This is a genomic window from Commensalibacter sp. M0355, assembly GCF_016101365.1.
Taxonomy (GTDB): Bacteria; Pseudomonadota; Alphaproteobacteria; order Acetobacterales; family Acetobacteraceae; genus Commensalibacter; species Commensalibacter melissae.
Genome location: NZ_JACFQQ010000003.1, coordinates 1 through 13,147 on the forward strand (window position 1 = coordinate 1; position 13,147 = coordinate 13,147).

The 13,147-nt window shown below is 35.5% G+C and carries 11 protein-coding genes; 4 read left to right on the forward strand and 7 right to left on the reverse strand.

The features are described from left to right. Positions 1 to 59: 59 nt before the first annotated feature. From H3T44_RS05875 to cydD, 7 genes are all read right to left on the reverse strand, one after another. Positions 60 to 1,460, reverse strand: a complete 1,401-nt coding sequence (locus H3T44_RS05875; protein ID WP_198196559.1) for a hypothetical protein — start codon at positions 1,458 to 1,460, stop codon at positions 60 to 62. A gap of 313 nt (positions 1,461 to 1,773) precedes the next feature. After that, positions 1,774 to 1,971 (reverse strand): hypothetical protein, encoded by a 198-nt coding sequence (locus H3T44_RS05880; protein WP_110439310.1) that lies wholly within the window; start codon positions 1,969 to 1,971, stop codon positions 1,774 to 1,776. Positions 1,972 to 1,987: 16 nt separating this feature from the next. Next, positions 1,988 to 3,124 (reverse strand): cytochrome d ubiquinol oxidase subunit II, encoded by a 1,137-nt coding sequence (gene cydB / locus H3T44_RS05885; protein WP_198196561.1) that lies wholly within the window; start codon positions 3,122 to 3,124, stop codon positions 1,988 to 1,990. A 1-nt stretch (position 3,125) separates the two neighbouring features. Next, positions 3,126 to 4,727: a cytochrome ubiquinol oxidase subunit I gene (locus tag H3T44_RS05890; RefSeq protein ID WP_198196563.1), complete on the reverse strand. Its 1,602-nt coding sequence runs from the start codon at positions 4,725 to 4,727 to the stop codon at positions 3,126 to 3,128. Between the two features lie 190 nt (positions 4,728 to 4,917). After that, a complete protein-coding gene (locus H3T44_RS05895) occupies positions 4,918 to 5,388 on the reverse strand; it encodes a hypothetical protein (RefSeq protein WP_122122862.1) in 471 nt (156 codons plus the stop codon). A 114-nt stretch (positions 5,389 to 5,502) separates the two neighbouring features. Continuing rightward, a complete protein-coding gene (gene cydC / locus H3T44_RS05900; RefSeq protein WP_198196575.1) occupies positions 5,503 to 7,200 on the reverse strand; it encodes a thiol reductant ABC exporter subunit CydC in 1,698 nt (565 codons plus the stop codon). Beyond that, positions 7,197 to 8,873, reverse strand: coding sequence for a thiol reductant ABC exporter subunit CydD (cydD, locus tag H3T44_RS05905; protein ID WP_198196576.1), 1,677 nt, complete (start codon positions 8,871 to 8,873; stop codon positions 7,197 to 7,199). The genes cydC and cydD overlap by 4 nt, the downstream gene beginning before the upstream one ends. Before the next feature lie 366 nt (positions 8,874 to 9,239). Here cydD and H3T44_RS05910 point away from each other — a divergent pair, with 366 nt between their 5' ends. The 4 genes from H3T44_RS05910 to H3T44_RS05925 are packed head-to-tail and all read left to right on the forward strand — an operon-like array spanning position 9,240 to position 12,984. Then, positions 9,240 to 10,271, forward strand: a complete 1,032-nt coding sequence (locus H3T44_RS05910; RefSeq protein WP_198196577.1) for a sulfate ABC transporter substrate-binding protein — start codon at positions 9,240 to 9,242, stop codon at positions 10,269 to 10,271. 18 nt (positions 10,272 to 10,289) lie between these two features. Beyond that, the gene (gene cysT, locus H3T44_RS05915; protein WP_198196578.1) at positions 10,290 to 11,156 is read left to right on the forward strand and encodes a sulfate ABC transporter permease subunit CysT; all 867 of its coding nucleotides are present in this window, start codon (positions 10,290 to 10,292) and stop codon (positions 11,154 to 11,156) included. Further along, positions 11,157 to 11,999 (forward strand): sulfate ABC transporter permease, encoded by an 843-nt coding sequence (locus H3T44_RS05920; RefSeq protein ID WP_198185159.1) that lies wholly within the window; start codon positions 11,157 to 11,159, stop codon positions 11,997 to 11,999. 1 nt (position 12,000) lies between these two features. Continuing rightward, complete coding sequence (locus tag H3T44_RS05925) at positions 12,001 to 12,984, forward strand: sulfate/molybdate ABC transporter ATP-binding protein (protein ID WP_198196579.1); 984 nt, start codon at positions 12,001 to 12,003, stop codon at positions 12,982 to 12,984. Positions 12,985 to 13,147: the final 163 nt, after the last annotated feature.

The following is a 13,147-nucleotide window of genomic DNA, read 5'->3' on the forward strand; positions in this document are numbered from 1 at the left end:
TCTCAGTACCTGGTATACACAATAGCTGTTCAAAAAAAACGTTCGCATTAAATACATCGCTAACCATCCATATCTATTTGAAAATTCGTCGTCAAATTCTTATAAGAGGGAGCAGGATTATTGATGATCTGAACAGAATTACAAAATGCACTATTTCGACTAAGAAAAGCAATACCATTAGACTCTATAAGTTCAAAATTAGGAAAACCACTAAGTTTTTGACCTGCCACTCTATCTTCTGTAATATCTAGATCCCATGTTCCTGTTCCCCAACTAAAAAATGCGCCTTCCGCAATACTTGTATCGAAATAAATGCTATATGTAAAAGATACTCGCATTGGAGCGGCCGCACCACCTCCAATAATTGGATGTAAATTTCCTATAGGCAATTGACCAAATACACATCCAGCAAATACAAAATCACCTCCTTGATTTAAGAAAGTAGTCCACATTGGTAAAGAAGAATCATTTAAATTATCTATATCTGGTATTATAAACTCAACTCCATTGAATACAATTTTATAGCGATCATATTGCCCTGTAAAACCATACATATAAACAAAATTTATTTTTTGCCCGACAGCTTTTGTATTCCATAATAAATGAATAATTGGTCTTGTAATACCTATAAATGAATTAGCCCAGCCTGAATCTTGACCATTATTGGTCAATTCATTTTTTGCATTTTCGTAAAATACATCTCCATAGGATTGGAATGTAATATATCTTGATCCAACATTAAAATATTTTATATCATATCCAATCCATTCATTTTCAGGTTCTACATATGGAACTCCATTCAAAGACAAATTAAATATATCCCCAGATTTTAAATAAACAGTAATGCCCCCTCCATCAGGCGTCACAGATATAGCTTTTGTAATTGAAAAAAATGGCTTGTTTCTTGTCCCATCACCAGTATTATCATTCCCTTCAGTAGATGATACATAAACCTCAGTAATAACCGTAGGTGATGCAATTAGCATTTTACCATCATCACTATAATATAAAGTATTACCCTCTCGTTCTGAAATCACAGGATATCGTATCCAACCGTTTTGAGGGTTGATTATGTTAACTTTATTCTGGTTGGGATTAAATCTGTTATTATCCTCCAAACATTGCCATAAAACCCAAGGCCTGTTTGGATCATCCCCCTGCACGATGGTTCCTTTTGAATAACCATTGTTTTTATTACAAAAATCCTGGTTGAAACTTGGCAGACCTCCCGCCTGCATCCACTGTATAGCCTCTGTAATCTGGTATAAAATCCCGTTATGATCCTGTCCCCAGGGTGGAACGCCACCTTTCAGGGCAGAAATCATAGTTTGTTTTGGAAAACCTTTTTCAATATCCGCACGTCCATTTTGATAATCAGCCCCAGTATCTTCGATATTAAAGCGATCACCATATTCTGCCCATTTAGAGGAGAAAAGCTTTCCAGGTCTTTGAATAGACATATATAATCCTAACCAACTTTATTGTAAAATAACTAATTAATCATAATAAGAAATTAATTAATTACTTATTGATTGAATAGGGATTATTTGCCTTAGTTAATTAACTTATCAATATTATTCATTTACAAATTTTAATATATCACTTAATTATTTTAAATAACAAAGCCGAGAAAAATATTTTTCTCGGCTTTGTTATTTAAAATACATCTATTACATTAGGGAAAAATTCTTTTAGTAATAAAATAAAATATCAAATAAACAGCCAAATAAATAAAAGGAACGCAAAATATGATTAATTCAAGATAACCACCCATTAGAATTCTCCTGTTGAATCACGTAAATCTGATTGGGCATCAAATAAAACGGCCCCTGCCACTGATATGAGAATGATCATCACTGTACCAATTAACCATGCAAAATACCAAGGTCCCTGATCACCCACAAAAACAGCGATTAATAATGCGACTATTAAAACTAGGCCTAGTCCAGTGAAACGTAGAAATGTAGACATAATAACACCTTATTATTCAATAACTGTGATGATCATTTATGATATTGGAAGTTTTAACCTTACCCCGCATGACATAAAAGCACCATGACGTATAAGAAAGGATGATGGGCACAAAAAGACAAGCCACAACAGCCATGCAAATTAGTCCATATAAACTACCGCAACTGTTCCATATTGTCAGACTTTGATTTGGAATTGTTGTTGAAGGCATAAAAAACGGAAACATGGCAGCCCCAACCGTACCAATAACACCAATCCAGGAACCAAGCCCAATCCACCAGGCAGCAACAGGTCTATCAGATTTAACCATTAATGTTCCCAGTAACATGCATAAAACACCCAGCAAAGGTAATCCCCATAAAATTGGATGTTCATAAAAATGATGTAACCAGGCCCCTTTATATAATGCAACATTCTGACCAAATAATGGATTTGAAGGCATTGCAGGATGACCACTGACTAAAACAAATCCTTTAATTTGCGTAATCCATAATCCTCCCAACACAAATAATATTATCGCAATCACCCCTGCAATAGTGGCATATTTTTTTGCCCGTAAATAAATGGGATCTTCACCACGTATCATCAACATGGCTCCACCTTGATAAATACTTAACGAAACCGATAATAAACCACATAAAACAGCAAATGGATTAATCAGATAACTCCAGAAAGATTCATCTTGAAAATACTGTCCATTCCAAATGAAATGATATCCTACACCTTGCAAGATATTACCAAAGGCTGCTCCACAGACAAACATTGGAAAGAAACCAGAAACCAAAAAAATCCAGTCCCAACTCGAACGCCATAATTTTGCATCAACTTTTGATCTAAATTCAAAAGCTACAGGTCGCAAAATCATGCTGAACAACAGTAAAACCATAACAACATAGAAAACAGAAAACGCCGTGGCATACAAGGTCGGGAAAGCAGCAAAAATGGCACCTGCTCCCAAAATAAACCATACCTGATTCCCTTCCCAATGGGGTCCGATAATATTAAGGGCTGTACGACGCTCAACATCATTTTTGCCAACAACACGAAGAAGCATACCAACACCCATATCCATACCGACCATCAGGCCCAATCCAATAAGCAGGATACATAATAATGTTGCCCAGATTAATTTGAGAATTACATAATACTCCATATCAATCTCCCCAGCCTTCTTGATATGTAAACACTTTTTTCGACAAAGAATCCCTATCTTGATATTTTACCGGCCCAAGTCGAGCAAATTTAAACATCAAATAAAATTCCACGACAATAAATACACTGTAAAATAATAAAAAGCCAATCAAGGAAAAAACCATATATCCCGCACTGTGTGTTGACGAAGAAACAACTGTCGGCAGAATTTCATAAACGGACCATGGTTGTCTTCCCACCTCTGCTGTGATCCAACCGAACTCGGATGCAATAAAAGGAAGCGGAATTGACCATGTAATTATCTTTAAAAACAAACGGTTTTTTTCAATTTGTCTTTTCAGACTTACATATGATCCCATGGCAAAAATGACAAAGAAATAAATTGCAAGGAAAACCATAATTCTGAAGGCCCAGAATGTAACAAAGACATTAGGGACAATATCATTCTTAGTTTTTTCAATAATAGTCGATTTATACTCTGACGTAATCTTTGCTATATCCTGATCCGGAGCATATTGACTTGCCAGAAAACCATATCCCATATCTTTTTGATGAGCCTTAAATATATCAAGATCGACCTGTCGATGGCCTTCCCCATAACGTTTTAAAGCCGCTACCGCCTTTATACCCGACTCAATTCTTGGAACCGCTTGATTTTTTAATTCCTTAACACCAGGAATAGGGGTTGTAAAATCATGGGTTAACAAAGGGGTTAAAACAAAAGGAATTCCAACCTCCAGATAGTTTGTCTGCTTTTTATCATCGGGAATACCAAATAAAATCCATGGTTCATAAGGAGGTTTGCTTGTTTCCCACAATCCTTCCATTGCAGCAACTTTTGTCGGTTGATGCATATAGTCCAATCGGCCAAGGACATCCCCAAGCGTTATGACTGCAATTGTTGAAATAATTCCAAATAATGCGGCCATACGAAAAGAACGTGCGGCAAATTCACGATGCTGTTTACGTAATAAATAAAATGCGCTGATCCCCATTACAAACATTGATGCGGTTACAAATCCTGCCACAGAAGTGTGTACAGCTTTTGCCTGTGCATCAGGATTGAAAACCAGAGCAACAAAACTTGTTGAGGTTAATCGCATGGTCTCTGGATCAAAATGAGCCCCTGCAGGCATATTCATGCACGCATTTGCCACTAAAATCCATAAGGCGGAAATATTTGACCCCAATGCGACAAGATAGGTAATTGCCAGATGCGCACCACGGCTCAACCGGTCCCATCCAAAAAACATTAGTCCAATAAATGTTGATTCCATAAAGAAGGCCATTAAACCTTCAATCGCAAGAGGTGTTCCAAAAATATCGCCAAAGAACCTTGAATACATTGACCAGTTCGTGCCGAATTCGAATTCCATGGTTAATCCTGTTGCGACACCAATCGCAAAATTAACACCAAATAATTTTCCCCAGAATTGTGTCATTTCCTTGTAAATTTCTTTACCAGTAATGACGTAGGCAGTTTCCATGGCAGCCAAGATAAATGTTAGACCCAGTGTCAAAGGAACAAACATGAAATGATACAAAGCTGTCAAAGCAAACTGAAAGCGGGAAAGATTTACAACCAGAAGGTGTATCCCATCCATTTTATATAACTTTCATTTTTTCAAAAAAATGTTCTAGTCTAATATCTGGCTAAAATAGAAAATCATAGAAAAAGACAACAAAAAACCCTGTACCAAATAAAAGAATGATTATTTGATTGCTTTATAAACTATTTTATCAACGAGGTGTTTTCTATAATAGCCAAACACAAATATTGTTTGAATATTTTACTTATGAATATGTTTCATAAAATGGAGGCGCTCTTGCCCCATTTGCCTTGTAAAAAATATTGAGTGGAGCCTTAGCAAGATATATCCGATATAAATATGAAATAATGGATATTAAAATCGAAGGTAATAAAGGCTCATAATTAACAATCGATATTGGCAACCAAAAAATACTACAATAAAGACAGAAAAGTATCCCTTTTTGTTTTGAATGAGAAGTTGAACCGTGAGAAGAGGAAATTTTCTCATCCATTGGCACAATGGCGTTATTCATACCCAACATACTGTTCATATGTTGCATATGCATCATGGCCTTTGGCGCAAATTGCCCATTATGCATTGGGCAATGCCATATTTTCGTAAATGTCAGGGGCGTAGTGAATAAATGAAAAACAAAGAAAAATAAAACTGTCAGTGCTGTATAGTTACAAGCCCTATCTATGCTTTTTTCTTCAGTTTTCCGTTTTGGATACATTATCAGACAGCTAAAAATAATATTAGTTCTTTATAACATGTTTTGTTAAAATCGATTGATAAAAAAATGTAATTATACGTAAAATATTCGTGTAATTTAATTTTGAAATTAAGATTATTTTTTATAGTCATCCATGATAACTTTATTAAAACATCCATTTTCCAGCGAAAAAACAAGATTCATTAAAAACAATATACTTGTTTCATGAGTAATGATTATTAGAGTTTTGTCAGCATATAGTTTCAATAATTCCTGCATCATTGTATATTTTGTTTGCTGATCCAAACCATCTGTTGGTTCATCAAGAATCAGCCAGGGGGTTTTACGTAAAAGAGCAATAGCAATAGCCAATCTTTTTGCCTCCCCTCCCGACAATTCTATTGCATTATTGCCTATATGACTGTGAATATTCTTTGGTAGTTGTTTAACAAAATCATCAAGTTGCACAATTTTTAACACATCATAAATTTCATTTTCAGTTGCATCCGGTACAATCAATCTAAAATTATCCATGATGCTTCCAGAAAAAAGATGAAAATCCTGGGAAACAACAGTGATAAAAGAAGATAAATTATCCGTATTCAAATTCTTGACAGCTTCACCGGCAAACTTAATTTCTCCAGCCTGGATTGGATAAAACGAAAAAATCAAATTGATCAAACTACTTTTACCAGTCCCGGACTCGCCAATAATCGCCACTTTATCACCTTGTTTGATTGTTAAAGATGCATTCTGTAAAATCATTCTTGGGTTATGGGGATAACTGAATTGAACTTTGTCAAATACGAGACAGGTGGAAGAGGATACGGAATTGATGACCCTACTGCTTTGTTTCTTTTTCCCTGCATTTGATAGAATCTGTAACCGTTTTTGTGCCAGGCGTGCTTTTATATGAGCATGACAAGCCTGTGGTAAAGGAAGTATAACATCAAAAGCTGCCATTACACCCAAAACCAACATGGGAATTTCAGCTGCATTCAGTCCTATATCATGATGAGCATTACTGGCCTGAAACAAAACGGCAATAACACAAATCATCATAATAAATGTAATTAATGACTTGGCCACACTTTCAATACAATCCAGCATCAATCTGCTTTGATCAATAGATTTCTGAGCAGTCTGAATTTTTTTAAAATACTGATCAATAACCTTAAAAATATATAATTCACCAAAATGACGCAGAGTTTCACCTAGATCAGCCTGTAAATTGTTTCTTGATTCAAGAATATGACAAATATACTTGTATGAACAACCGTAAACTCCAACAGAAACCAGACCGACTGCCATGATAAAAGCTATGGCCAAGGAGAAAGCCGCCACAGGCAAAAAGAAATAAAAGGTAACAATAAATATAATCCCACAACATAAAGCCCGAATAAATGGAAGCAATGCATCAGTATAATAATTTGCTATATTTTCTGAATCGGAAACAAATTGTCCCAGCAAGTCACCCCCTCTTTTATTCACAAGTCCTGCAGGTGTTAAGGGGATCAGACATTCATAAACCTTTTTTCTTGCCAGGCTTATAACCCTTAATGCGCCATCATGCGTGATCACACGTTCCAAATATCGTGTCACAATCCGTGTTATGGCAAAAAAACGGACCCCTGAGGCTGGAACAATAATATTAAATGCCTGAACGGCAATAATCCCGGTTAATCCAACTATGGCTGCACTAGCTATCAACCATCCTGATAAAAACAGCAACCCAAAATTACTCAGGGCCGCGATACAAGATAAAAATAGACCCAGCATTAAATGCCATTTAATCGGTTTAACCAATTGAAAAAAAGAAAAATTAAAATTCATAACGACTTGCCACCAACCCTTGAATTATGAAGCAGTTGTCCCCGATCTATTTGTACAGAAACCTCACCATAAGAGATTAAAAGGGGATTGTGCGTTGCCACAATAACAATCCTGCCCTTTTTAAGAAGTTGAATAGTCTGAATAATCTGCAAGGCATTTTTTTGATCCAACCCGGAAGTGGGCTCGTCAAGAATCAGAATATCTGGATTTTTTAACAGCGCTCGTGCCAACATAAGGCGTCTTATTTGTCCACCCGATAAATTCTGCCCTTCCTCCCCTATATGAGTTTCAAAACCCTGTGGTAGGGTTTCTATAAAAGACAAAATACCGACTTGATTGGCTACACTACACAATTGTTCAAGAGAAGGTTCAAAAGCTTTCAGGGATAAATTATCCCCAATCGTCCCATATAGCAATAAAGGTTCTTGAGGAACCCAGGCAATATCAACCATATTTATATATTGCGACTGGTTTTTTAAATCAACCATTTTAAGCTTGCCTGATTGTACAGGTAAAAAACCAAGTAGAATATTTAATAACGTCGTTTTTCCAGCACCACTATGACCAAATATAATATTGAGCCTATCTCTTAAAAATGTACAAGTGATATCCTGCACTAAATTTATATTTTCTTTATTCTTAACCGTTACATGATCGAGAATGATTTCCCTAATACATGTATCTGTTCTTTTATTTTGATAAGAAAATTTAATTAATTTTGGTAAACTATATATTTTTTTTAATTGATCCATGGCTGCATTTGCATTTTGTCTGGCATGGTAACTCGATGAAAAGTCTCGTAAAGGCATGAAATATTCTGGCGCCAATAACAGGACAAGAAAAGCAGAGTGAAAATGCATGGTTCCATTTAACAAACGAATACCAAATGTCACAGCGACAACTGCAATTGATAAACTTGAAAAAAATTCCAACACTGCTGACGTTAAAAACGCAACCTTCATAACTGACAGCGTTGTTTTACGATATTCATCTGAAAGTTTTTCAATAAATTTCAGACTTTCACCAGCCCGTCCAAATAACCGTAAGGTCTTCAACCCTTTCAACATGTCAAAAAAGTTTCCGCTTAACAGGGATAACTGCCGCCATTGTCTATCCATAATCACCTGTGCCGTATATCCAACCAAAGCCATAAAAAACGGAATTAAAGGACCCGTACATAACAAAATCACAAAACCCCAAATATCAAAGTTTAAAACAGTGGCCAAAATAAACAGGGGCAATATGACCATCATCACGGCACTGGGGATATAGCGTGCAAAATAGGGAAGCAGATTATCGACGGCTTCTGTTAGGCTGTTAACCATTTCCCCCAAAGAAATATGACTGTAGGAAATTGGACCTGTTCTAAACAGTGATTGATAAATCTCCAACCTTATGGCTTTTGTAATTTTTAATGCCGCTTTTATGCCAGTAATATCAGAAACAGACCTGGTGCAAATTTGAAAAAATACACAACATATAAAATAAATAACTTCGTTATCAACAAAAGAAATATTCGCTTTATAAAATATGATTGAAGTAATGATTTTTGACAACAACACCAATTCTAATATTAATAATATTGATGAAATTGAAGATAAAAAAACAGTAATAACAAACCAATTTACTGATAATTTGATAAATTTGTTAAGCGTTATTGATATATTATTCATTTTTATAAAACATATAAAATTAATCTAAATTTTATACTAATCTAAATAATCATTATTTAAATTGGCGGCAACATGATGATAATGATATAAAATGTATTTTATATTGATCCCTAAAATTATAAAACAAACATTTTCGCGAAAATTGAAGTTTGTTGTAAAAAAGAAATAATTGATATATATATCAAAATTTAATGTCATCAAATTTATCTTCTAGATAAATCTAAAAATTTATATTTACACAGATTTAAAATACTTTATAAAAAAGTAATTTATTATAATTTTTAAAAATTAACTTTTATTTTTTGTTAAAATAGTTCATATTCACATTTACGCAAGTAATTATTCCCCTTTCAAAGCCATATCCCTATGTTTTTATTCAGATATATTACTCAAACATTAAACTTATATATAGCTTTGATTATTGCAGTTTTTGCCGTCACAACATCCACCGCCCGTACTAAAACCATAACTCTATTGAATTCTTCCTATGATCCGACACGAGAATTCTTTCATCAATATAACCATTTTTTTCAACATTACTGGAAACAGAAAACAGGTCAGGATGTCATAATATACCAATCCCATAGTGGTTCAGGAAAGCAGGCCAGGGCCATTATTGACGGTATGCAAGCCGATATTGCCACACTAGCTCTTGCCGGAGATATTGATGCAATCAATAAATATCACCCCTTGCTGACCAAAAACTGGCAGGACAATTTCCCCAATCATAGTGTTCCTTATACATCAACCATTGTTTTTCTTGTTCGCAAAGGTAATCCCAGGCATATCCATGACTGGAATGACCTTGTCAAACCTGACATTGCTGTAATTACCCCCAATCCAAAAACCTCTGGTGGGGCAAGATGGAATTTTCTCGCTGCATGGCTTTACAGTTATACCAAAAATCATGATCCACAAGAGGCCTATGATTTTGTCAAACAGCTTTATAAAAATGTTCCCATACTTGATACCGGGGCAAGGAACGCCAGTCTTACATTTACCCAACGCAACATTGGAGATGTACTTATTTCTTGGGAGAATGAGGCCTATATGGCAACCCGTGAATCAGGGGCAGGACAATTTGAGGTAATAACCCCATCCACATCTATCCTAACGGAACCCCCCGTTGCACTCATCGATACTGTTATTGACCAAAAAAAAACAAGGGAAGTAGCAAAAGATTATTTACTTATGCTTTACAGCGATGAAGGTCAAAAAATTGCCGCTCAAAATTATTATCGTCCCATTAACCCACGTATTGCATCCCATTACATCATGTTTCGTTCCCTTCACCTTTTAAAGGTCAATGATTTCTTCAAAAACTGGGCAGAGATTAACCAAGAGTTTTTCAAGGATCATGCCATTTTTGACCAAATCATTCACAGTATTAATCAATAAAGCCATAAGGAAAAAATTATGTATTTTTCCCGATATTCAATTCTTCCAGGGTTTTGGCTTAGTTTTGGATACAGTCTTTTCTGGTTGTCCTTTATCGTTTTATTACCATTGGTTGGACTGATTCTTTACAGCACCCATATCAATAGTCATCAGCTTGTCATGATCTTAACCGATCAACGCTTATTAAGCGCATTAAAACTTTCTTTTTACACCTCTTTCTGCGCTTCTTTACTGTCCTCTATCCTGGGCGGTTTTTTGGCCTGGAATTTAATGCGTTACGAATTCAAGGGAAAAAAAATAATTGATTCAATGATTGATCTTCCCATGGCATTACCTACTGCAATTGCAGGCATTGCATTAACGGACTTATATGCGCCCAACGGTTTATTCGGTACAATTTTACCCTTCAAGGTTGCATACACACCCCTGGGAATTATTCTTGCCCTCATATTCGTTACAATTCCCTTTGTAATCAGAACCTTGCAACCCGTTATAAAAGAGTTCCCCCCCTCATTACAAGAAGCGGCTTACACACTAGGTGCAACCCGTTTACAAACATTTATATATATCTTTCTCCCCATTTTATTTCCTGCATGGCTTACCGGTTTTTCGCTTTCTGTTGCAAGAAGCTTGGGAGAATATGGCTCCGTTGTGTTCATTGCCGCGAATATTCCTTACAAAACGGAAATTTTACCTATCTTAATCGTATCAAAACTTGACCAGTTTGATTATACGAGTGCCACTGTAATCAGTCTCTTAATGTTGCTGGTTTCTTTTTCTTTATTATTTTTTTTCAACCTGTTCCAAAGACATTTTAAACCTTACCGCCTAATTCTATCCACATCCCAGCTTTCCCCTTTTAATATTTTTCAGAGGAATACATAAATGCCCCTTCATTCCTCCAAACCTTTTGTAAATTGGCAAAAAAACAGCCTTATCTTTATTACTTGGCTCATTTTCTTAATTATTTTTATCGCACCCCTTTCTATCATTCTAATTGAAGGTTTAGGCAAGGGTATTGTCTTTTTCTGGGTCACCTGTACTTCGTCAGAAGCCCTGGCGGCACTAAAATTAACAATAATAGCGACTTCCTGCGCCGTTTTTTTCAATGGAATCTTCGGACTGATGGCTGGATGGTGTTTATGCAAATATGATTTCAAAGGGAAAAATATACTTTTAACCCTCATCGATCTGCCTTTTTCCATTTCTCCTGTGATTGCAGGTTTGATTTATACCTTACTCTATGGATCGCAAGGTATTTTACATACTCTTTTAATGCATTATCACTTACAAATTATTTATGCAATTCCAGGAATTATTCTTGTAACCATTTTTGTGACTTTTCCCTTTATCGCACGTTCTTTGATCGCCTTAATGCAAACCCAGAGCAATCAAGAAGAGGAAACCGCCCGTTTGTTAGGGGCATCAGGATGGCAAATTTTTAAAAAAATAACATTTCCCAACATCAAATGGGCATTTCTGTATGGTATTGTTATGTGTACCGCCCGTGCCATGGGAGAATTTGGTGCAGTTTCAATTGTTTCAGGCCATATACAAGGCCTGACCAATACCTTACCCCTTCATATCGAGATTTTATATAATGAATATAATGCCGCGGCCGCATTCAGTATTTCCATTCTCCTTCTTATCATGGCCCTATTCATTCTCATTCTAAGATATTGGTGTGAGAAACAACTTAAACCGTCCCAAAAGAAGGGAAATAGTTAAAATGGGTATTCAGATATCTCATCTCAATAAATGGTTCAATCATTATCATGCACTCAATGATATAAACCTCACCATTGAAAAAGGTGAGCTTGTTGCACTCCTAGGACCATCGGGATGTGGAAAAACAAGCCTGTTACGAATTATTGCAGGTTTGGAATTACCCACCTCGGGAAAAATCTTTTTTGAAAACCAGGATATAAGCAAGGAAGATATTCGTAACCGACATATTGGGTATGTATTCCAGAATTTCGCTTTATTCCCACATATGAAAGTTATTGACAATATTGCGTTTGGTCTACGCATTAAACCAAAAAAAGTACGGCTTTCCCCCAAAGAGATCACGAAAAAAGCTCAATTTCTTCTGGAAATGGTACAACTTGAACATGTGGCCAATCATTATCCACATGAACTCTCCGGCGGACAATGCCAAAGAATTGCCCTGGCCCGTACCCTAGCCATAAATCCCAAAATTCTATTACTGGATGAACCTTTTTCCGCTCTTGATACAAAGGTCCGAAGAGAATTACGACGTTGGCTAACCCAGTTTCATCAAGAAATTCAACTGACAACCCTTTTTGTAACGCATGATCAGGAAGAGGCCATGGAAATTGCTGATCGTGTTGTCATCATGAATAGGGGTGTCATTGAACAAACTGGCTCCCCGATTGAAATCCTCAATAATCCGGCCAATGATTTTGTCTATAATTTTTTGGGCGATTCGAATAATTTACGTATTGGGGAAAAAAGCTTTAATTTTCGCCCCTATGAAATTGATATACAAATTAACGATATATCCCCTATAGGATACTATCCAGCAGAAGTCATTGATATACGACCCCTTGGTGCTTTAATGAAACTAGTTTTAAAACCTCAACAATGCACCTCTCACATTGAAGCCCAAATTCCAAAAACAATTCCAAAAATTCATAATCTAAAAAAAGGCCAAATTATTTATTTTAAGCCAATTTTAGATTTTGAAATATGAATATATACAAAGAAATTATAAATTTTATATATAAATCAATAAATTACAAATAAAATATACAATATTTTATAGTTATTAATTGACTTTATTTACTTAAATAATACAAATTATATTGCTTAAATTGAAAATATTCTATATTTTACAGTTAATTAAAGTAATTTGA

Coding starts and splice junctions, on each gene's coding strand:
- H3T44_RS05875 (WP_198196559.1), bottom strand. CDS start 1,460: ATGTCTATTCAAAGACCTGGAAAGCTTTTCTCCTCTAAATGGGCAGAA.
- H3T44_RS05880 (WP_110439310.1), bottom strand. CDS start 1,971: ATGTCTACATTTCTACGTTTCACTGGACTAGGCCTAGTTTTAATAGTC.
- cydB (WP_198196561.1), bottom strand. CDS start 3,124: ATGGAGTATTATGTAATTCTCAAATTAATCTGGGCAACATTATTATGT.
- H3T44_RS05890 (WP_198196563.1), bottom strand. CDS start 4,727: ATGGATGGGATACACCTTCTGGTTGTAAATCTTTCCCGCTTTCAGTTT.
- H3T44_RS05895 (WP_122122862.1), bottom strand. CDS start 5,388: ATGTATCCAAAACGGAAAACTGAAGAAAAAAGCATAGATAGGGCTTGT.
- cydC (WP_198196575.1), bottom strand. CDS start 7,200: ATGAATTTTAATTTTTCTTTTTTTCAATTGGTTAAACCGATTAAATGG.
- cydD (WP_198196576.1), bottom strand. CDS start 8,873: ATGAATAATATATCAATAACGCTTAACAAATTTATCAAATTATCAGTA.
- H3T44_RS05910 (WP_198196577.1), top strand. CDS start 9,240: ATGTTTTTATTCAGATATATTACTCAAACATTAAACTTATATATAGCT.
- cysT (WP_198196578.1), top strand. CDS start 10,290: ATGTATTTTTCCCGATATTCAATTCTTCCAGGGTTTTGGCTTAGTTTT.
- H3T44_RS05920 (WP_198185159.1), top strand. CDS start 11,157: ATGCCCCTTCATTCCTCCAAACCTTTTGTAAATTGGCAAAAAAACAGC.
- H3T44_RS05925 (WP_198196579.1), top strand. CDS start 12,001: ATGGGTATTCAGATATCTCATCTCAATAAATGGTTCAATCATTATCAT.